Genomic DNA, 21664 nt, shown 5'->3' on the forward strand with positions numbered 1-21664 from the left:
TGATTCAATATTATCTATTCGATTATGCCTTCAAACTACCTCAGTAGCATCGGTTACATTTTAAACGATATTAAAATGAATATATTAACAAAAAACATCATGATTATACATTCCTTTATACGGCCTGAATAATCATGATGTTTTCATAAGCTGTAATGCTCAAATATATAAAAACTTCCTATAAATCATTATAGATCGCTCTAAAGCTTGAACGAAGTCCAAATGTGACCACCCCCGATTTATTCACGACAGGTGTGTCGTACTGTGCTTTAGCATAGCGTTGCATGTACCCCAATTCTAAACGAAGGTTATATTTAGGATTTAGTACATATGCTGCTTTCGCATCCGCATAATAGATATTATTTTTTATACCTTGCGCGATATGGTTTCCATACATATTTGGGATGGTATTATAAGATTGAAAGATATTTCCGCCCATATTAGTTCCATCAGGCAGATCCAATCCGTTTTGTGTATACATTCCCTGTAATGAAAAGTCCCATCTGTCCCAAGCATAGTTTACGAGACCAACCAACTCCCTAAAGTTAGCACCTTTTGGGTGCGCCAATGGTTCGGCATTGTTGCTATAATTTGAATAGGATTTAAAGTGTGCATACGTATAAGGTCTAGCCGTATTATACTCTGCAAGGAAGTTTAGTTTTTTGACACCAAACATATCATAGCCCCTTACCCCTAACTGCGCACCCCACTTGTTATGTGCATAACCATTACCCGCAAAAAATTCCTTCGCTGTAAATTCTCCTAATAAAAACTGACCATAAACCGTCAGGTTATAAGGTAATTTATACTTTGAAGTGGCCCCCAAGAACATTTTATCCGGTGAAGATCGACTATTACTTTCAACGGGACGTATAAAGATAATCGGACTTATATAACTGAAGTCAAATCCTCTTCTTCCAGCGTCATCCTGGGCTGCCCAAACAACAGACTGGAAAAACCCAACAGATAATTTATTGGTCACATTCCAATCCAAATATTGGAATGCTCCCCATTTCTTGCCGTCCCCCAGACGCTCATAATTTTGTCCTTCCACTGAATAATCCCCAGTCATATTTCTTCTAGGATGTGTCGGATCATTCATATAAGCCCAAATGGATGTATACTGCACATTGCCGATCGTACCGGTCAACTTCAGATGCGCATAATTAGATGAAAAGTCAGAAAGCAGCATCGAGCGGTAACCATCTCCAATAAAGTTTTTATCGTACGCTATAGTCGCTTGAATATACTTGTGCGCATCGTAGGTCATACTTGCAGTCGCATACATCCAGTCCATTTTATTTTTCGACTGAAATTTGGTATTTCCCTGACCGGGAATTACTTTATTAGCGACAATATAATCGTCCAAATACTTTGGAAAAACAGCTTGGCTTTCAAAGGCCGATGAATTAAAGGTGAATTTATTACCCACATTCAATCCCACTTGAAATCCTCTGCCATTCATCCATGTACGACGTTTATCACCCTGCATATCTTTTCCAATATACATATCCGGCAAAAAGTCCGCATAGAACGTGTAATCGTCTTTTTCGACTTGAACCAAATGTTCATTAAAGATCTTACGCATGAACCAATTTGAGGAGGAAACCGGTTTATTGGATTGAATCGAGTCAAATTTGGCCAACAACAAAGAATCCTTGATGACGAATGGTTTAGCTGTTGTGTGCATTCTCGTCTCGGTAGAATAAACGACATCGTTCATTTTCTGATAGAAATGATACGAATAAGGCTGACTTTTAATTTGTCCAAAACCTGCGAACGAGACACCTACCCCGATGCCTGCCAGCACAATTCGAAGTAAATTATTTTTTTTTGATATATTAAGCCCCATAAAATTATTTCAAAGATTATTTCTTCTAGCAAAATGCATTCCTAACTGCAAATTAACCGAATAAAAATGACTTTATTAACATGCGTAGTCAATTTTATAATGCTAAATCGTATTTGCTGTTCGTTATATTCAAAAATATTTATATCTTGCATCCTAGTAAATAACCTTGTATAACAAAAAATCAGCCCTAATAAGCATGAAACGCAGAACATTTATCCAAAACGCAACCTTATTGACAGCAGGTGCATTTGCAAGCAAATTTTCTTTTGCTCAGGAACATTCTTTTCCTACTGTACGCACAGCCAAAGAAAAACGGCTTTTTTCAAGTAAAGTAATTGAAGATGCCATTACAGAGTTTCAAAAAAATGTCAAAAACAAGGAACTGACCTGGTTATTTAACAACTGCTTTCCAAATACATTGGATACGACTGTATTCCCGTATGTTCAAAATGGCAGAAACTATACCTACGTTATTACAGGGGATATAGATGCAATGTGGCTACGTGACAGTAGCGCACAGGTATGGCCCTATCTTCCTTTCATGAAAAAAGATAAAAAATTGCAGGATCTCATTGTCGGCTTAATACAAAAACAAAGTAAATGCATCAACATTGATCCTTATGCGAATGCTTTTTATAATGACCCAACAAAAAAAGGTGAATGGTTCAGTGACCATACAAGCATGAAACCCGGAATCCACGAACGAAAATGGGAAATTGATTCGCTATGTTATCCTATTCGACTGGCTTACCATTACTGGAAGGAAACAAATGACAGTAGTCCATTTAACGAGGAATGGCTAGATGCCCAACATAAGATCTATCAAACTTTTGTTGAACAGCAACGTAAGGATAATTTAGGACCCTATAAATTTGAGCGTACCACGGCAAGGGGTTCAGACACACTACAAGTAGATGGTTATGGCTATCCTGTAAATCCGGTAGGTTTGATCTGCTCAAGCTTTAGACCTTCGGATGACTCGACTATTTTTTCTTTCCTGATTCCTTCCAACCTATTTGCGGTTGTCAGTTTGAGACAATCAGCAGAAATTCTTAAAAAGGTTAAAAACGAACAGACGCTTTCTGCAAAAATGGAATCACTAGCGAATGAAGTTGAGGCTGCCGTCAATAAATATGGAATTATAGATCATCCAACCCTGGGAAGAATATATGCGTTCGAAGTAGATGGTTATTCAAGCCATCTCATGATGGATGACGCAAATATCCCTAGTTTATTAGCTCTGCCCTATTTAGGTGCAGTCAATCTCAATGACGAAGTCTATCAGCGTACACGTAATTTTGTTCTGTCCGACAAAAACCCATTCTTCTTTAAAGGTACAGCAGCCGAAGGTATCGGGGGGCCACATATTGGCCGCGATATGATTTGGCCAATGTCCATTATTATGCGCGCACAGACTTCGACAAATGATGAGGAGATCCGCAATTGCATCAAAACTTTAGTTAGTACGCATGGTGGTACAGGTTTTATGCATGAATCCTTCCATAAGAATGATCCGAAAAAATTCACCAGACATTGGTTTGCCTGGACCAATACATTATTTGGCGAATTAATTTGGAAAATATATAAAGAGAAACCATCTTTGCTTCAGTAAAACTGAATCTTATAACGCAATGTTATAGGTGGATGTAACTTATAGCATTGCGTTATGGATAATACACTGACTTCTGGTCCTATTGGAATTTTCGACTCCGGCTATGGCGGCCTTTCTGTATTTAAGGAAATTCAGCAGCTCCTTCCTCAATATGATTATATTTATTTGGGTGACAATGCACGTGTCCCCTATGGCACCCGGTCTTTTGAGACCGTATATAATTACACCAAGCAATGTGTATTTAAATTGTTTGATTTAGGATGTAATCTCGTTATCTTAGCCTGTAACACAGCCTCGGCAAAGGCGTTGAGAACAATTCAACAAAACGATCTTCCCCCTGGAAAAAAAGTGCTTGGGGTCATCAGACCAACAACTGAAATCATCCATAATTATACGAAAACAAACAAGATCGGTATCCTCGCAACAACTGGAACAGTAAAATCTGAATCCTATAAGATCGAGATACATAAATTTAATCCGGAAATTGAGGTTTTTCAACACGATTGCCCTTTTTGGGTTCCTCTGGTTGAAAATAATGAGATCAATACAGAGGGGGCGCATTATTTTGTCCAAAAAGATATCCATGAACTGTTACAGAAATCCGATCAAATAGATACCATTGTATTGGCATGTACGCATTACCCCTTATTATTACCTGTGATCGAAAAATACGTCCCAAAAAATGTCAATATTATTTCCCAAGGACCTATCGTTGCGCAAAGTCTACAGGAATACCTTCACCGTCATACGGAAATAGAAACATACTGTTCAAAAAATAGTCAGTTGGCATTCTATACCACAGACGATCCCAGGGATTTTGAAAGCAAAGCAAAAATATTCTTCGGAAAACATGTAGATGCCAGTCATATCAGTGTTTAAAAATAAAAAGCTGCGAATTTTTAAAACTTTTGTCGTTTACTTTTCGTTATTCTAGGTAAAGGAGCGTACAATGAAAAAGAATTATGTAACAATTGCATACAATCAAGAGACACAGCATTGTGAGTCAAAAGAGTTTTCGACTTTCCAGGAAAGTGCGGACTATTTTAAGACTTTTGAAACATCTGCTCAACCAAATTATATTCCGGTATGTGTCTATAATTTAAGCACAAATGCACTTTTAGAAGTTAGCGATTATTATGTCAATAAAGACAAAGAATTACAACAGATACTGACTCACTGTCTGAACACCCCCTAATTTCCCCTTAAAAATACCCAGCAAAAATAGATGAAATTATTATCCCGCCTCTCCTTTCTTAGGCTTATGGCCGGATGTCGATAAATTTATTACATTATATCGGGCAGCATTTCATTAATTTTTAATATCTTCAAACGAACAATCAGACCAAAAAAACAAGTCATTAATAATGAAAAACAAACTGACAATAAGCCTTTTAACGATATCACTTGGCTTGACCGCCTGCAATTCCAATCATGCAAATTCAAACTCCGGTTCAGATAGCACAGCTAATCCTACTGATACCACAAGCTATCCACCGGTAGAAACGCAAAAAGCAAATTCGGACTACAAACCTGCATTTGCTGGGCAGACCAGAATTGCTGGTGCTAAAACGACTACAGCTTTCGAGGGTAAAGTTATAGCTGAGGGACTAAAGTCTCCTTGGGGTATTGTAGCGCTACCAGATGGCAGACTGCTAATCACAGAGAAAGAGGGCGATATGCGTATTGCAAGTGCTGATGGCAAATTAAGCGAACCAATCAAAGGTATACCTGCAGTCAATACAAGTGGTCAAGGTGGTTTACTCGGATTGAGGCTCGATCCGAATTTTAGCTCCAACCGTATGGTCTACTGGGTATTTGCGGACAACACCCCAGCAGGAACGTTAACGGCTGTTGCTAAAGGCAAGCTCTCTGCTGATGAAAAATCATTTGAAGAGGCTAAGGTTATCTATCAAGCTACTCCTGCTCATAAAGGTAATCTCCATTACGGGGGACGTATCGTTTTTGACAAAGAAGGAAATATTGTTTTTAGTACCGGAGAACGTTCCGATTTAGAGACAAGACCCTTGGCTCAGGATCTGAATGCTGCCCTGGGTAAGATTTTGCGCATTACAAAAGATGGACAACCTGCATCGGGCAACCCATTTATCGGAAAAGCAAATGCACGACCAGAAATCTACAGTTATGGACATCGTAATCCGCAGGGGCTTGCTTTCCATCCTGAAACTGGTGATTTATGGGAAACTGAGTTTGGTCCACGTGGTGGGGATGAGCTTAACAAAATCCAGGCAGGCATCAACTATGGCTGGCCAACCATAACTTACGGAATTGAATATAAAGGGGATAAAGTTGGCGCAGGAATACAGCAAAAAGAAGGACTTGAACAACCAGTTTATTATTGGGACCCTGTGCTCTCTCCAAGTGGAATTACATTCTATACTGGACAAAACATTCCTGAATGGAAAAACAACCTCTTTATTTGCGGTTTAAGTAGCACGCATATTGCCAGAATTATTTTGAAAGATAATAAGGTTGTTGGCGAAGAACGTCTATTAGGCAGTGAAGGACAGCGGTTCAGAGATATTACACAAGGGCCGGATGGTGCCTTATATGCCATTACTGATCTTGGCAGACTATATAAAATAGATAAAAAGTAAATAAAAAAACAGCGATGTCCGAAAAGGTCAGACATCGCTGTTTTTTTATTCGTATCCCCTACAATTTTTCTTCAAACATCGACTAAGCTGTGGGTCGTCTTTACTTTTGGAAAGCTTCCTCAATGATGCTTTCAGGGAATTTAGCCATTAACCCTTTAGTTGAAACTCGCGTTTTCCTCTATTTTCTCAATTTTATTACTCCCATTACAAAATACTAAATCACAAAAAGTCACTGGGCACAATCTAAAGTTTGGCTCGATTATTGATCTAATATAATCGAAACAATAAAATATTATATGGTAAAAAAAGAAAAAATGAAAAAATTATTAGAAATTAACCCCTTATCATTCTATGTGACCAACTGGGGATTTATCAACAACACCGAACCAAAAAGAACGCGCAAAACCAACCAACCCTCTCCGAAAAATTAAGCGTTCTCCTCCAAACAATTTCAATCAAATTTATTAAAATCATCTGCTGATATCCTCCATACGGATATTAAGTAAGAGATTTATTCTTTTACTTATTCCGTAATTAGAGGATATCAAATTATGCAAAATAAATTGCCAATAAAATCACAATAACGATACAGGCTATCATGATGTATTTATTCAATTGGCTATTTTTCTCTCCTTCATCACTTTTATAGTGATAATCACGTTTATTCGGCAAATTCATAAGTCTGTTTTTATTAATGATGAAGTTACGGACTTTTTTCCATATTATTCATGATGATAAGGTTCACCTTTCATAATTGAAAACGCCCGATAGAGTTGTTCTGTAAAGAATAAACGGATCATCTGATGCGAAAATGTCATTTTTGACAAGGACATTTTGGAACTGGCACGGTCATAGATCTTTTGATCAAACCCGTATGGACCACCAATAATAAACACCATATGTTGCACACTATTGATCATCATTTTCTCCAAATAAGCAGAAAAATCCAAAGAGCGAAACTCTTTACCAAACTCATCCAGTAGTATGACCATATCCTGTGGCTGTAATTGTTTTAAAATCAATCCGGCCTCTTTGTCTTTCTGCTGCTCCTCAGAAAGACTTTTGCTATTTTTAATGTCCGGTATCACAACGATATTAAAGTTGACATAGAACTTTAGTCTTTTGATGTATTTGTCGATTCCTTCGATCAAGTATTTATCATCTGTCTTTCCAATACAAAGTAACGTTATTTTCATAGTATCAATCAAGTTCCCAAAGTTCCGATTTTATTTAAAATATACGTAAACAAAAAGCCACAAAACAATAAACAAAGATATTCGTTTAGTTATAGAACATTTATTTTCGCAACATATGCACAAAAACCAAATTTTAGTATGAAAAAAAATAAATCAATCTTTCTTATTGCCTTAAGTTTAATTAGCTTTCGAAGTTTCAGCCAGGAAGCTCCTACGGATACCACTAAAACATGGACAATCAAAGGTGAAAACACTTTTTTGATCAACCAGAGTTCCTTCTCCAATTGGGTCGCAGGGGGTGTCAATTCATTTTCGGGAAATCTTACATTAAATTATGATTTCAATTATAAGAAAGACAAATGGTCTTGGGATAACAAAGTATTAGCTGCCTATGGTTTAACTTTCCAAAAGGAATCGGACTGGCGCAAAAATGATGATAGATTAGTATTGAATAGCTTACTGGGACATAAAGCCTCAGAATATTGGCTGTATACCTTTTTTCTGAACTTTAACACACAATTTGCGGATGGATTTGATTATACCAAAACTCCCAAAGAGCGTATTTCGCGATTCCTAGCCCCAGCGTATTTAAGCTTTGGACCAGGTTTTGCCTACAAAAAATCTGACAACTTGAGATTTAATCTTTCACCTGCGGCAGTAAGATTCGTTTTTGTCAATGACACCCTCCTTTCTACGAGATACGGACTGGATGCGGGTAAAAAAGTAAGAACTGAATTCGGCGCATCTTTTGATGCCTATTATAAAGTAAACCTAATGGAGAATGTTTCCTTTGAAAATATCTTAAAACTTTATTCAAATTATCTGGATAAACCGCAGAATATTGACATAGACTATACCGCAAATCTCTTCATGAAGGTCAATAAGTTTATCACTGTAAACGCAGGGGTACAGATGATTTACGATGACAATACAGCCATTCCTGTTATCAAAGAAGGAAAAGAAATCGGAAAAAGGAACTCTGCTTTACAGATCAGACAGATCGTCGGCGCTGGGGTGACTTACAAATTCTAGTTGACTCAAGTAAAAATATACAACAATTCGTAGAAGATAACGAAGATAGCTACGATGGTTGATTAAACCTAGGTCAAAAAAAAGCCGAAATATGATATTTCGGCTTTTCCATTTATGGATACTGATGTAAAATTACAGATTAAAAAGGTGCATCGTCAGGCATATCATTCATGCGGGAAGGCATAGTAATGCCTCCGCTAAAGCCTGCTCCACCGAAGTCTTCACCAAAATTTGGTGATGGATTCAATGCCGAGGCAGAAAATGTGGTTGGAGCATCTCCAAAACCATCACCGCCACCCATTCCAGAAAACTCGTCTTCAAGATCGACAAATTTAACGAATTTACCTACGAAACGAAGTGGTACGATCCCTGTTTCACCATTACGGTGCTTGGCGATAATAACTTCACCGACACCAGCTGTTGGGCGTCCCTCTTCATCTTCAGTCAAACCATAATACTCTGGTCTATATAAGAAAAGTACCATATCGGCATCCTGCTCGATAGATCCTGATTCACGCAAATCCGATAGCATCGGCCTTTTACTATTTCCTGGTCTCGACTCCACGGCACGGCTTAACTGCGATAATGCCAGTACCGGAATGCTCAATTCTTTCGCAACGGACTTCAAAGCACGGGAAATACTACCGATTTCTTGCTCACGGTTACCACCGCCCTTGCCTTCAGCTTTACCATGCATCAATTGCAAGTAATCGACAATCACCATCTGGATATCATACTGTGCTTTCAGACGACGGCATTTTGCTCTAAATTCAAATACGTTCAATGCAGGAGTATCATCAATAATGATCGGTGCCTCCGTCAATCGACCGATACGTGAATGCAATTGCTGCCATTCGTGATCGGCAAGATTTCCTTTTTTCAGTTTCTCTTGTTCAATTTCAGTTTCACCAGCGATAAGACGATTAACCAACTGAACAGAGGACATCTCCAGCGAGAATACCGCAACAGCCTTACCATGTTCAACAGCAGCATTTCGTGCTACAGACAATACAAATGCTGTTTTACCCATGGCTGGACGGGCGGCGATAATCACTAAGTCAGAAGGCTGCCAACCGGAAGTCATGCGATCGAGTGCAGTTAAACCCGACGGCACACCTGTCAGACCATCTGTACGATCACGCAACATCTCAAGATTGGATATTGCTTCACGCATAATGTCATCCATCTTCCGCGAATCTCTTCTCAAGTTATTTTGTGCAATATCAAACAAGCTCTTCTCGGCATGATCCAAGAGATCAAAAATATCCGATGTCTCATCATATGAACTATTGATAATCTCAGTAGACACTTTGATCAGCTCCCTTTGAATATATTTTTGTGAAATAATACGCGCATGGTATTCGATATTAGCAGCAGAGACAACCCGATCGGTAAGCTGCGTGATATAATAAGCTCCACCTACCATTTCCAGTGCCCCCATTCTACGTAACTCGGATGTGACTGTCAAAATATCAATCGGCGAAGTCTTTTGAAATAAGCCAAATATAGCTTCAAAAATTTTCTGATGTGATTCCTTATAAAAAGACTCTGGTTTTAGAATATCAATAATCTCGCTCAGTGCATTTTTTTCAAGCATCAATGCGCCCAAAACAGCTTCCTCAAGATCTACTGCCTGGGGCGGTAGCTTACCCAAGCCGCTTACCATGTTGTTTAATTTGGTACGGCGCTCACCATAATTACCTCTTTTGTTATTATCCGTATTATTCGCTTCAAAATTGCTCTCGTTCATCATGATATTATATCAGAAATATAGCTTCCCAGCTCTTAAATTTAAGATGGGATAACAAATGTATAAAAAATAAAATTCACAAAGACGCTGAATTACAAACAGCATAATTAGTTCGTCAGACACCAACTGTCAAAACGCTTTGAAGGACACAGTTTTAACGATGCACTTTTCAACATTAAATGTTGAAAACATGTTGAAAATAAAAAACAGGCACTTAAAATCAATACATTAAAAAGTGTTGATAACTTAAGGTATTGTGAATAACCAAAATGATCGAAATTCAAAATGATTGGGTTTAATTCTGCCTGAACACCACGCTAGCATTGCTTTGTTAACGCGGAAAAGGCTTCAACTTTAAATCAAAAAACAAATCCCATTTTAAGCATTAAAAATATACTTATATTGTATATTTGTAAAATGACGCACGATTCTTCAACATTAAAGCCCTATAAAGATGCCAATGATGGCAAGAAAAAACAGGTAGCGGATATGTTCAACAATATTTCCCATTCCTATGATTTCTTAAACCACTTCATGTCCTTGGGGATTGATATTATATGGCGAAAGAAAGCCATTAATGCCCTAAAGTCCATTAATCCTCAGCTCATGTTAGATGTGGCGACCGGAACAGGTGATTTTGCATTGGAATCCATCAAGATATTGAATCCAAAAAAAATAATTGGAGTCGATATTTCTCAAGGAATGCTTGATGTGGCTAAAAAGAAAATCGCAAACAAAGGACTGGAAAATCAATTTGAAGTACAATTAGGCGATTCGGAAAGGCTTCAATTTGAAGACAATACCTTTGACGCTGTTACCGTTGCATTTGGTGTCCGTAACTTTGAAAACTTAGAAAAAGGATTGTCCGACATTTATCGTGTATTGAAACCCGGTGGTAAGGCCGTTATTTTGGAATTTTCGAACCCAAAAAAATTCCCTATAAAGCAGCTTTACAATTTTTACTTCAAATATGTAACACCGACTATTGGAAAATTCTTCTCAAAAGATGCGAGTGCTTACGAATATTTACCGGAATCCGTTGCTCAGTTCCCAGATGGACAGAAATTTGTTGCAATAAATAAAAAAGCTGGCTTCGACCAAACGATTGTGAGACCACAAACATTTGGTATCTGCACGATTTATATTGCGACAAAATAGGTCTATCAAGGACTCTTGGATTGAGTTTTATCAATAGATGAAATTACAGTCAGCAATGAGATTTACTATTTCAACTAGTTAAAAAATATGACAAAGACAGTTTTCATCACAGGAGCAAGTTCAGGTATTGGTCAAGCCTGTGCTGAAGTGTTGGCGAAGGAAGGTTACAATCTTTTGCTTTGTGCCCGTAGACTAAATCGGCTAGATATATTGAAGGAAAAATTGAATTCAATCTATCCCCACATCAAAATTCATACATTTGAATTGGATGTCAGAGATTCAGAACAGGTTCAAAACCAAATGAACGGTTTACCAGAGGAATGGAAAACAATCCATGTATTAATCAATAATGCAGGGCTTAGCCAAGGTCTGGACCCAATCCAGGATGGTGATATCGGTGACTGGGATAGAATGATCGACACCAATGTCAAAGGACTACTTTATGTCAGCAAAGCAGTCATCCCATTAATGGATACCGCAAATGGAGCACATATTGTCAATTTGGGCTCTATTGCAGGCAAAGAAGTATACCCAAATGGTAACGTATACTGCGCTAGCAAACATGCGGTAGACGCGTTAACAAAAGCGATGCGTATAGACTTACTTTCCAAAGGTATCAAAGTAACTTCTATCGACCCCGGTATGGTTGAAACAGAATTCTCTGAGGTTCGCTTTCATGGGGACAAAGAAAGAGCAAAAAGCGTGTATACAGGTGTACAGCCCCTGACCGGTACCGACATTGCCGAAACTATCCTTTTCGTCATCACCAGACCAGCTCATGTTAATATCAACGATCTATTAATAATGCCGACAGCACAGGCTACAGGCACGATTGTCAATCGAAAATAATTTAAATATCATGTCATTAGAAACACAAATAAATCAAGACATTAAAGCAGCAATGATTGCAAAAAATACGGCAGCATTGCGTGGATTACGTGCGATTAAAGCAGCTATTCTCCTCGCGAAAACGGAGAAAGGCCATGCAGAAGATCTGAATCAAGAAGCTGAAATTAAAGTTTTACAAAAACTGGTAAAACAAAGACGTGAATCTGCTGAAATCTATAAGACTCAAAATCGTGAGGATCTTTACCAAATCGAGGTAGAAGAAGAAAAAGTAATTGAAGCTTACCTTCCTAAACAAATGAGCAAAGAGGAAGTAGAGTCTGTTATCAAAGCGATCATCGCTGAGACCGGCGCTTCATCCATTAAAGAAATGGGAAAAGTAATGGGTGCTGCGAATCAAAAATTAGCCGGACAAGCTGACGGAAAAACAATTTCCGAAGTTGTAAAAAGCCTATTGGCATAATTTTCACTTTTAATAATACAAATTGAGTTACCGATCAATCTGTTTCAGTTTATGGTCGGTAACTCAATTTCCCCTCTTTATTCGCTATCATGCAATATAATTGGAAACTTAAGAATTTTGAAGAGCTAACAAACCGTGAATTGTACCGTATTTTAAAATTACGTACAGCGGTTTTTGTATTGGAACAAGAGTGTCTATATCCTGAACTGGATGATAAAGATTACGTCTGTCTGCATCTTTGGGCTGAGCAGGATGGAGAAATTGTCGCTTACACCCGTTTAGTCCCAGCTGGAATTTCATATCCACAACCTTCCATCGGGCGTGTTATTGTTGTGAAAGAAGCCCGAGGAACAGGCCTAAGTCAACTGCTTATGCATAAATCTATTGAAGCTACTTTAGACGCTTTTGGATCTCAGGATATTCAAATCGGTGCGCAATTTCACTTAAAGTCATTCTATGAGAAATTAGGATTTGAACAAAACTCTGAACCCTATCCAGATTACGGAATCCTTCACATTGACATGACTAAATCTATTATCAAATAGACTATTTTTATGAATAACATTGTAATCATTACTGCTGCCCTATTAGGCGCGTTGGCAATTATACTTGGCGCCTTTGGAGCACACGCATTCAAAAAAATTCTATCGCCCGAAAAATTGGATTCATTTGAAGTGGGTGTTCGCTATCAAATGTATGCGGCGATCACCTTATTAGTTCTTGGGCTAAATCTATCCTTTGAATATCAATCTGAAAGAGTTGCCTATTATTTAATTACATCGGGTACCCTTTTGTTTTCCGTAAGTATTTATTTTCTTTCCTTTGCAGAATATTGGAAAAAAAATCTAAAATTTCTTGGACCAATCACTCCGCTAGGTGGATTATTGATGATCCTCGGCTGGATTGCAATTATCATTCGTTTTTTATAACTTTGTCTAACATATGGCAATGATGTCTGCCTTGAACCGCCCTAATAAGCTGATGACGTCTACTTTTTAGTATAAAAACAACAAATTTTATATAAAGTGTAGACTTATGGCTATCAGAATTTTAAATCAACCACCTCAAATTAATCTCCATTTTATTTCTAAATGGCTTATTACTTGCTGCATAATAGGCTTTAGTGTTGGATCAATCTGTGCATTTTTTCTTTTTTCGCTAAATTGGGTCACACAATATAGAGAAAACAATTCTTGGATAATCTATGGATTACCACTTGCTGGTTTGGTTATTGCCCTATCCTATCAGCGCTGGGGCAACCCTTCAAGCAAAGGGAATAATCTCCTAATCGAAGAATATCTTCGTCCACAACGCAGGATACCGCTTGTTATGGCACCACTTGTACTATTCGGGACTTTACTTACTCACCTATTTGGCGGATCAGCCGGACGAGAAGGAACAGCAGTTCAGATTGGCGGAGCAATAGCCGATCAGCTCAACCGCTGGTTTGATTTCGACAAAACCGAACGACGCATCCTGATATCTATCGGTATTACAGCCGGTTTTGCTGCTGTCTTTGGTACCCCACTAGCTGGAACTATCTTCGGCCTTGAAGTTCTGCTCATTGGTAAAAAAAGATATTTTGGTATCCTCCCCTGCCTTCTCACAGCCTATATCGCAAATTTTAGCTGTCAATTATGGCATGTACCGCACACACATTACCCAATACATGAAATGATCCCTGCGCTTTCTTTAAGCACTATAGGATTTAGTTTGATTGCTGGAATTTTATTTGGCTTGGCAGCCTGGTTGTTCTCCCTCACCGGAGACTTCTTCAGTGCTCAATTTAAAAAGATCAAATCTCCGCTGCTCAGACCTGTTATCGGTGGTATCATCATTGTGATTACGGTGGTATTGCTAAAAAGCACAAAATATATCGGCTTAGGTATTCCAATGATTCAGGAGGCTTTCAGTAATCCCTCGGATTACTATGATTTCTTAATCAAATTGGTCTTAACCACATTTACCCTTTCTGCCGGTTTTAAAGGCGGAGAAGTGACCCCTTTGTTTTTTATCGGAGCTACACTTGGCAGTGCACTCAGTGGCCTTATCCCACTTCCGCTTGGATTATTAGCTGCGATGGGCTTTGTTGCCGTATTCTCTGGTGCTACAAATACACCCTTGGCTTGCATCATTATGGGCTATGAACTTTTCGGCGTCCAACCTGTTGTTTTTATAACAATTGCTTGTATAACCGCATTTATATTCTCCGGGAAAAAAGGAATTTATGTTGCCCAGAAAGGTGGAATTAAAGAAAAATTGTATCGAAAATTGAATTTGTAATACAGTCAATATAGAAAAAAGCATAAAACCAAGCTGTGTTTTATGCTTTTTTCTATATTTTTTCTGAAAGGCTTACAATAATTTACCTTGCAAAAAGAATGCTGCAACGGTAAAATAAATAATCAATCCCGAAACGTCCACTAACGTTGCTACAAAGGGCGCAGATGCCGTGGCTGGATCCAATCCAAATCGACGCAAGATAAATGGAATAAATGAACCAGACAGCGTTCCCCACAACACGATAAACACCAATGACACTGCTACTGTAAGACCTATGGCAATCCAATAAGGACCGTAGTCATACAGACCAAGAAAATGCCAGGCCAGTATCCGTAGGAAACCAATAGTACCTAATATCCCGCCCAAAATCAATCCGGAAGAAACTTCCCTTTTCATCACATACCACCAATCTTTGAGTTTCAATTCCCCCAAAGCCATGGCACGAATAATAAGTGACGCAGCCTGTGAACCTGAATTTCCACCACTGGAAATAATTAGAGGGACAAACAATGCCAATACAACTGCCTTTTCCAGCTCTCCTTCAAAAAATCCCATGGCTGACGCCGTAAGCATCTCACTGAAAAATAGTATAATAAGCCATCCCGCCCTTTTTTGCACGAGCTGAAGCAATGGTGTCTTAGTATAAGCCAGATCCAATTCCTCCATCCCCCCAAATCTTTGAATATCTTCGGTGTCACGGTCTTCGATCCGGTCCAACACATCATCAAATGTCACAATCCCGACCAATACACCAGCTTCGGTAACAATCGGTAAGGCACTTCGGTCGTATTTTTGGAAAATTTCGAAGGCTTCCTCCATGGGGGTGGAGGCTTTAATAGCCGCAAAATTATAATCGATTAAGTCCGAAATCTTTGTAGATCCATCAGATAATAGTAACTGACCGATTTTCAAATCATCAATCAACACATTTTTCTCGTCAACGACATAAATGAAATTGAGCGTTTCAGCTTTTCTTCCAAAGACTTTAATGTGCCGAAAGACATCATCCACCGTATAATAAGGACGTACCTGCACATACATTGGTGTCATCAACCGGGCAATACTATCCTCTTTATATCCGATCAGCTCCAGAGCCATCTGCTTTTCACGCTCGTTCAAGAGATTAATCAAATATTTAATTAGATCATCCGGCAATTCAGAAAGCAATTCGTTTCGCGTATCCGGCTTTAGATTATTCAGCAATTCGGACAACTCCTGCTCGGTCATTGATTTAATCAATGTATATTGGACATCTACTTCCAAAAAAGAAAAAATCTCCAATCTATCCTCTAACGGATAGTCCATAAAATATTGATGTTGCTCACCTTTATTAAGACGCGATATTTCTTCCGCAATATCGGCCGGGTGTAATGCTGAATTTTGTTCCATTGGAAGAAAGTTTTAATGGATTTAGCGCAAAAGTACCTTATTTTGTATGATATCCAATCATCTACAAAAGTATTTTTTAACGAAGAAAGACCCAATATTTATTTAAATAGGTTGCAAACTGATTTTACTTTATTATTAAGCTACAAAAAGAGTGCAGATTTTACAAAATCTTAAAAATTAATTAATCCAGGATCAAGTTCCACAGCGTCCATATTTGGTCTGAATAATCGGGCAGTTAACGTTCCTTCAAGTTTTATTTCACCTTGACTTACTTTGAGCCAGCTTCCTTCCCGAAGTCCGACGACAGGTTGCGAATTAAATTGATGAAACTCTTGGATACGGGTTTCCCGGGTTTCTCCTTTATGTGTCGAATTCATATCCGGATCCAAAAAATGCGGATTAATATTAAAAGGCAAAAATCCCAAAGCATTAAAACTAGGTGGATAGACAATAGGCATATCGTTGGTTGTACCAATTGTCAATCCAGTCAGATTAGATCCCGCGGAAGTACCTACATAGGGAGTTCCATTCCCTACCTGTACACGTAGTTGATGCACAAGATCCAGATCATACAAGGTCTTCAACAACAAAAATGTATTTCCCCCACCAACAAAAATTGCCTTTGCTTCCTGGATAGCCTTTTTCTTGTTCTCAAATTCATGTAATCCGGTTACCTTTATATTCTTATCGCGGAGAGCCTCCTGAACTTTCGCCGTGTACGCATCAAAAGAAATTCCGGATGGTCGGGCAAAAGGAACAAATAGCAGCTCATCCGATGCAATAAACTTTACAAAATCCTCTTTAATATATTCCAAGAATTCACTACCATGGACGGTACTTGTGCTTACGACCAATAAATTATAAACTGGATTGATCACCATATCTTATTTCTTAATATTATTAAACAAAAAAATGTACCTTTGGCTTCATTTATAACGAAGCCAAAGGTACATTTTTAGTTCCTGATTCTTTATTTTTTATCTGCAGACTTTTTCTCCGTACTCAATCTTTTATTTTCTTGCAGCGCTTTATGTAAAAGATATTCTATCTGCCCGTTAACACTCCTAAACTCATCCGCAGCCCATTTTTCCAATGCTTTGTACATTTGGTCATCGAGCCGCAACATAAAGTTCTTTTTATCTGCCATTTTATTCAGTTTATTGATACAAAGTACCGGTATTTACAATTGGGGTTGCAGCCTTTTCTCCACAAAGTACGACCATAAGATTACTGACCATAGCTGCTTTTTTCTCATTGTCCAATTCTACTATATCTTTTTCGGACAGTTTTTTTAGGGCCATTTCAACCATTCCTACCGCACCATCTACAATCTTGGAACGTGCAGCAACGATTGCAGCCGCTTGTTGCCTTTGTAGCATCGCCCCAGCAATTTCGGATGCATAAGCCAAATGGCTAATTCTAGCTTCTTTAATAATAACTCCCGCAGGTGCTAGACGATCGGCCAGCTCCTGCTCGAGGATATGATTAACGGTATCCCCTCCCTCACGCAAAGTGATCTCAGCCCCTTCATCCTCGAGGTTATCATAAGGAAAACTTCCAGCAAGATGCCGCACAGCAGCCTCACTTTGCGTACGTACGTAGGAAGTATAGTTACTAACATCATAAGCGGCTTTATAGGTATCCCCTACCTGCCATACAATGACCGCACCTATCTCAATCGGATTTCCCATCTTATCATTTACTTTCAACGTTTGCCCCTGTAAGTTGTCCGAACGTAGACTGATCTTAATGGTAGAATATAGTGGATTGACAAAAAACAATCCGTTTTCTTTTACTGTTCCAACGTATTTACCAAAGAAATTCAAAACACGTGAATGATTTGGATTAATAATCATCAATCCCTTCAGGATAAAAAATGTCCCGATCATCAAGAAGACGCCAAGTACAACATAAAGCGAACTTGTATCGACATTGGCAAACGAAAATATGGCAGCTATAAAAGAAACTACCGCAATCAACAGGGCTAAATAGCCCGACATAGGTTTAATCAACTTTTCCATAATTTATTAATATATATTTGATATCATTTTAATATCATAAATATAGCAAAAAATAATTCATATTTCAAAGCCAAAATTTTTATTATTATTTTTGATTATGCTCAAAAAGTCTTTTTTACCACTTGTGAATGCCAATACCAAAACGCTTATCCTTGGATCATTGCCGGGTGACCGATCATTGGAGCAAAATGAATATTATGCACATCCGCAAAATCGCTTTTGGAAAGTGATCCGGCATTTATATAATAGCCCAGATGCGACAAACTATGCTGACAAAGTAAACCTGCTAGTGGACAATGGTATTGGCCTTTGGGATGTATGCGCTGAAGCTTCTCGTCCCGGCAGCATGGATTTAGCCATCAAAGACGAAAGTCCCAATCCAATTATAGCTCTGCTTGAGGCAAACCCCAGGATCAAACTGGTCGTTTTTAATGGACAGAAGGCCTACAACTTATACCTAAAGTATTTTGAAAAAAAGGATAATATTACTTATATATGTCTCCCCAGCACAAGCCCTGCTAATGCAAAAACCAACCTCGAAAAACTCATCATACATTGGCGAGCGATCATAAGTGATTAAATTACGTAAATAAGGTTCGTTAATTCAGTGCTATTGCTTATTTTTGCGCTAAGATGTCAGATTTAAAATACAATCAACGAGGTGTATCCGCTGGAAAAGAGGATGTGCACAATGCGATAAAAAATATCGACAAGGGTCTGTTTCCCAAAGCATTCTGTAAAATCATTCCCGATATTTTGGGTGGAGATCAGGACTGGTGCAATATTATGCATGCTGATGGTGCTGGCACCAAATCTTCTCTAGCTTATGTCTATTGGAAAGAAACAGGAGATATTTCGGTTTGGAAAGGCATTGCACAAGATGCAATTATCATGAATATTGACGATTTACTCTGTGTTGGAGCAACCGATAATATTCTGCTATCATCCACAATCGGACGGAATAAAAATCTTATTCCTGGCGAAGTTATCGCAGAAATCATTAATGGTACAGAAGAAATATTGTCCGAACTTCGTGATTTAGGTATCGGTATTTATTCAACCGGCGGTGAAACTGCAGACGTTGGCGATCTTGTACGTACAATAATTGTTGATAGCACAGTGACATGTCGTATGAAACGTGAAGATGTTATTTCAAATCACAAAATCAAAGGTGGCAATGTAATTGTCGGTTTGGCATCCAATGGAAAAGCGAACTATGAGAAAGCCTATAATGGTGGGATGGGTTCCAATGGTTTGACCTCAGCGCGTCATGACGTTTTTAACAAAAAAGTAGCAGAGAAATATCCAGAAGCATATGACCCTGCAGTTCCATACGAACTTGTTTTTGCAGGAAGCCAAGACTTAACCAGTGACATCGTAGTTGAAACGGGCGAAAAAGTGACAGCGGGTAAACTCGTACTTTCGGCGACACGTACCTATGCTCCTATTATTAAAAATATATTAGATAAGTATCGTTCTCAAATTGATGGAATGGTGCATTGTTCAGGTGGAGCGCAAACTAAAGTCCTGCACTTTGTTGACAATGTACATATCATTAAAGACAATCTTTTCCCGATCCCGCCGCTCTTCGAATTGATACAGAAAGAATCTAATACAGACTGGAAAGAGATGTATAAGGTATTTAATATGGGACACCGTATGGAATTATATGTACCTGAAGCTATTGCTGCGGACATTATTACCATCTCTGAGTCGTTCGGCGTTCCAGCGCAAATTATCGGTCGTGTGGAAGAGGCAACTTCTAAAAAAGTAACGATTACATCTCCTTTTGGAGAATTTATTTACGAATAAAATAGGAATGCACCAACCTCTATTGAAGAGATTGGTGCATCTATTCCATTTGGTTTAAATGAAAGAAAAACTTCTCGTGGGTTGGAAAGAGACCCTAGATTTACCTGAATTAGGAATATTTGGCATAGAAGCAAAAATCGATACCGGTGCCGCTTCATCTGTTTTGCATTGTAATTCCTATAAAATCGTGAATGAAGACGGTCAGGACTGGATTCTCTGTGAACTAATTACCAATTTCGAGACCGAAGAAACCAAAGTTCTAAAATTACGGCTTTACAAAACTAAACTGGTTAAAAGTTCATTTGGTCAGGAGGAAAAGCGTTACTACATCCGAACCACAGCGAAACTTTATGATCAAGTTTTCAGTATCAAGATTTCATTTCGAAATCGCTCGAAAATGACTTACCCGATGCTTTTAGGAAAGAACTTTCTATATCGAAGATTTTTGGTCGATGTCTCCAAAGAAAATCTCTCCTTGAAGTCCCCGTCAAAATAAAAACAAATAGCAAAGCTATTTTGTTATCTTAGCACAAAAATATATTCAATATACAAACCGTGAAAATTGCCGTATTATCGACAGTAAAGAGTTTATACTCAACTCGTCGTCTCGTAGAAGCTGCCCAACAAAGAGGACACGAATGTGTTGTCATCGACCACAGTAAGTGTTACGTTGGCATTCAACAAGGTAAACCAAGTATTCATTACAAAGGACAGGATCTCAGTGGCATTGACGCTATTATTCCCCGAATAGGCGCTTCGGTTACCTTTTATGGTTCGGCTATCGTTAGACAATTTGAGGTGATGGATGTAATTTCCGCAAATCCAAGTCAAGCGATTACCAGATCCAGAGATAAATTGAGATGTCTGCAGATCTTGTCCGGTGCAGGTATTGGACTTCCGATTACGGGCTTTGCTCGTACAGCATCCGATGTCGACGATCTGATCAGTATGGTCGGCGGCGCTCCATTAGTGATTAAACTATTGGAAGGTACACAGGGGATTGGTGTTGTTTTAGCAGAAACTAAGAAAGCAGCTTCGTCTGTTATAGAGGCCTTCTACGGCCTTGGAAATAATATTTTGATACAAGAGTTCATCAAAGAGTCGAAAGGCTCTGATATCCGGGCTTTTGTGGTTGACGGAAAAGTTGTGGGAGCGATGAAACGTACGGCTAAAGAAGGTGAATTTCGATCAAACATACACCGGGGTGGCACAGCGCAGGTCATACGCCTAAGTAAGGCCGAAAGAGAGACTGCAATTGCTGCTGCAGCCCAATTGGGGCTTACGGTATGTGGTGTGGATATGATTCCTTCAGATCGCGGACCGCTGGTCCTGGAGGTGAATTCCTCCCCTGGGCTGGAAGGTATAGAAAAAGCCACAAAAAAGGACATTGCTTCTGAAATCATTCAGTACATCGAAAGACAATATGAAATGAAGCAGGCACAAATGCCTAAAGTGGTGAAGAAAAAGAAAAAGAGAGAGAGTAAACTATAATATCTCCGGATTAAAAGATAAAAGGGTTGACTGTGTACGCAGGCAGCCCTTTTATCTTTTTAGACAGCCAGATTTTTACTCCATAAAGATTATTAATGATCCTTAAATTAAGCTACAGTTAAGTCCAAATTTTACTTATCTTAG

At 38.6% G+C, this 21664-nt stretch carries 23 protein-coding genes and 1 riboswitch; of the genes, 15 read left to right on the plus strand and 8 right to left on the minus strand.

What is annotated here, in order from left to right:
• Positions 1–178: 178 nt before the first annotated feature.
• Entirely contained in the window at positions 179–1852 is a 1674-nt protein-coding gene (locus tag OGI71_RS10575) for a gliding motility protein RemB (RefSeq protein WP_282255404.1), read from the minus strand.
• Between the two features lie 196 nt (positions 1853–2048).
• On the opposite strand from OGI71_RS10575, the gene OGI71_RS10580 reads away from it, so the two are divergent.
• The 4 genes from OGI71_RS10580 to OGI71_RS10595 all read left to right on the plus strand — a co-directional run bounded on the left by OGI71_RS10580 (position 2049) and on the right by OGI71_RS10595 (position 6079).
• On the plus strand, positions 2049–3464 hold the full coding sequence (locus OGI71_RS10580; protein WP_282255405.1) for a glycoside hydrolase family 125 protein: 1416 nt from the start codon (positions 2049–2051) through the stop codon (positions 3462–3464).
• Positions 3465–3518: 54 nt separating this feature from the next.
• The gene (murI, locus tag OGI71_RS10585; RefSeq protein ID WP_282255406.1) at positions 3519–4343 is read left to right on the plus strand and encodes a glutamate racemase; all 825 of its coding nucleotides are present in this window, start codon (positions 3519–3521) and stop codon (positions 4341–4343) included.
• 70 nt (positions 4344–4413) lie between these two features.
• Positions 4414–4659 carry a hypothetical protein gene (locus OGI71_RS10590; protein ID WP_282255407.1) on the plus strand — a complete coding sequence of 82 codons (246 nt, stop codon included), beginning with the start codon at positions 4414–4416 and terminating at the stop codon, positions 4657–4659.
• Between the two features lie 169 nt (positions 4660–4828).
• Positions 4829–6079: a PQQ-dependent sugar dehydrogenase gene (locus OGI71_RS10595; protein ID WP_282255408.1), complete on the plus strand. Its 1251-nt coding sequence runs from the start codon at positions 4829–4831 to the stop codon at positions 6077–6079.
• A gap of 549 nt (positions 6080–6628) precedes the next feature.
• Here OGI71_RS10595 and OGI71_RS10600 read toward each other — a convergent pair.
• Positions 6629–6757, minus strand: a complete 129-nt coding sequence (locus OGI71_RS10600; protein WP_262507815.1) for a hypothetical protein — start codon at positions 6755–6757, stop codon at positions 6629–6631.
• A gap of 44 nt (positions 6758–6801) precedes the next feature.
• Entirely contained in the window at positions 6802–7275 is a 474-nt protein-coding gene (gene rlmH / locus OGI71_RS10605; RefSeq protein WP_077435332.1) for a 23S rRNA (pseudouridine(1915)-N(3))-methyltransferase RlmH, read from the minus strand.
• Between the two features lie 138 nt (positions 7276–7413).
• Here rlmH and OGI71_RS10610 point away from each other — a divergent pair, with 138 nt between their 5' ends.
• Entirely contained in the window at positions 7414–8307 is an 894-nt protein-coding gene (locus tag OGI71_RS10610; RefSeq protein ID WP_282255410.1) for a DUF3078 domain-containing protein, read from the plus strand.
• Positions 8308–8446: 139 nt separating this feature from the next.
• Here OGI71_RS10610 and dnaB read toward each other — a convergent pair whose 3' ends face one another.
• Positions 8447–10060: a replicative DNA helicase gene (gene dnaB, locus OGI71_RS10615; RefSeq protein ID WP_282255412.1), complete on the minus strand. Its 1614-nt coding sequence runs from the start codon at positions 10058–10060 to the stop codon at positions 8447–8449.
• Positions 10061–10474: 414 nt separating this feature from the next.
• Here dnaB and ubiE point away from each other — a divergent pair, with 414 nt between their 5' ends.
• From ubiE to OGI71_RS10645, 6 genes are all read left to right on the plus strand, one after another.
• Positions 10475–11215: a bifunctional demethylmenaquinone methyltransferase/2-methoxy-6-polyprenyl-1,4-benzoquinol methylase UbiE gene (ubiE, locus tag OGI71_RS10620; protein WP_282255413.1), complete on the plus strand. Its 741-nt coding sequence runs from the start codon at positions 10475–10477 to the stop codon at positions 11213–11215.
• 87 nt (positions 11216–11302) lie between these two features.
• Positions 11303–12064, plus strand: a complete 762-nt coding sequence (locus OGI71_RS10625) for an SDR family oxidoreductase (RefSeq protein ID WP_223578794.1) — start codon at positions 11303–11305, stop codon at positions 12062–12064.
• 10 nt (positions 12065–12074) lie between these two features.
• Positions 12075–12524, plus strand: coding sequence for a GatB/YqeY domain-containing protein (locus OGI71_RS10630; RefSeq protein ID WP_259182937.1), 450 nt, complete (start codon positions 12075–12077; stop codon positions 12522–12524).
• Positions 12525–12613: 89 nt separating this feature from the next.
• The gene (locus tag OGI71_RS10635) at positions 12614–13069 is read left to right on the plus strand and encodes a GNAT family N-acetyltransferase (RefSeq protein WP_282255414.1); all 456 of its coding nucleotides are present in this window, start codon (positions 12614–12616) and stop codon (positions 13067–13069) included.
• A gap of 9 nt (positions 13070–13078) precedes the next feature.
• On the plus strand, positions 13079–13453 hold the full coding sequence (locus OGI71_RS10640; protein ID WP_282255415.1) for a DUF423 domain-containing protein: 375 nt from the start codon (positions 13079–13081) through the stop codon (positions 13451–13453).
• Between the two features lie 6 nt (positions 13454–13459).
• Positions 13460–13522, plus strand: a riboswitch (Fluoride riboswitch).
• A gap of 37 nt (positions 13523–13559) precedes the next feature.
• The gene (locus OGI71_RS10645; RefSeq protein WP_282255416.1) at positions 13560–14807 is read left to right on the plus strand and encodes a chloride channel protein; all 1248 of its coding nucleotides are present in this window, start codon (positions 13560–13562) and stop codon (positions 14805–14807) included.
• A gap of 72 nt (positions 14808–14879) precedes the next feature.
• On the opposite strand, the gene mgtE is transcribed toward OGI71_RS10645, so the two are convergent.
• From mgtE to OGI71_RS10665, 4 genes are all read right to left on the minus strand, one after another.
• A complete protein-coding gene (gene mgtE, locus OGI71_RS10650; protein WP_120258367.1) occupies positions 14880–16196 on the minus strand; it encodes a magnesium transporter in 1317 nt (438 codons plus the stop codon).
• A 170-nt stretch (positions 16197–16366) separates the two neighbouring features.
• Positions 16367–17077, minus strand: a complete 711-nt coding sequence (gene pepE / locus OGI71_RS10655) for a dipeptidase PepE (protein ID WP_282255417.1) — start codon at positions 17075–17077, stop codon at positions 16367–16369.
• 89 nt (positions 17078–17166) lie between these two features.
• Positions 17167–17343, minus strand: coding sequence for an Arc family DNA binding domain-containing protein (locus OGI71_RS10660; RefSeq protein ID WP_282255419.1), 177 nt, complete (start codon positions 17341–17343; stop codon positions 17167–17169).
• Between the two features lie 10 nt (positions 17344–17353).
• Positions 17354–18217 (minus strand): SPFH domain-containing protein, encoded by an 864-nt coding sequence (locus OGI71_RS10665; RefSeq protein WP_282255420.1) that lies wholly within the window; start codon positions 18215–18217, stop codon positions 17354–17356.
• 97 nt (positions 18218–18314) lie between these two features.
• Between OGI71_RS10665 and OGI71_RS10670 the strand changes: the two genes are divergently transcribed.
• The 4 genes from OGI71_RS10670 to rimK are packed head-to-tail and all read left to right on the plus strand — an operon-like array spanning position 18315 to position 21520.
• Positions 18315–18797 (plus strand): DNA-deoxyinosine glycosylase, encoded by a 483-nt coding sequence (locus OGI71_RS10670; protein ID WP_282255421.1) that lies wholly within the window; start codon positions 18315–18317, stop codon positions 18795–18797.
• Positions 18798–18850: 53 nt separating this feature from the next.
• The gene (locus OGI71_RS10675) at positions 18851–20029 is read left to right on the plus strand and encodes an AIR synthase related protein (protein ID WP_282255422.1); all 1179 of its coding nucleotides are present in this window, start codon (positions 18851–18853) and stop codon (positions 20027–20029) included.
• A 58-nt stretch (positions 20030–20087) separates the two neighbouring features.
• Complete coding sequence (locus tag OGI71_RS10680; protein WP_120258373.1) at positions 20088–20525, plus strand: RimK/LysX family protein; 438 nt, start codon at positions 20088–20090, stop codon at positions 20523–20525.
• A 59-nt stretch (positions 20526–20584) separates the two neighbouring features.
• Positions 20585–21520, plus strand: coding sequence for a 30S ribosomal protein S6--L-glutamate ligase (gene rimK / locus OGI71_RS10685; protein ID WP_077435364.1), 936 nt, complete (start codon positions 20585–20587; stop codon positions 21518–21520).
• The last annotated feature ends 144 nt before the right edge of the window (positions 21521–21664 follow it).

It is taken from the genome of Sphingobacterium sp. ML3W (genome assembly GCF_029542085.1).
Lineage (GTDB): Bacteria > Bacteroidota > Bacteroidia > Sphingobacteriales > Sphingobacteriaceae > Sphingobacterium.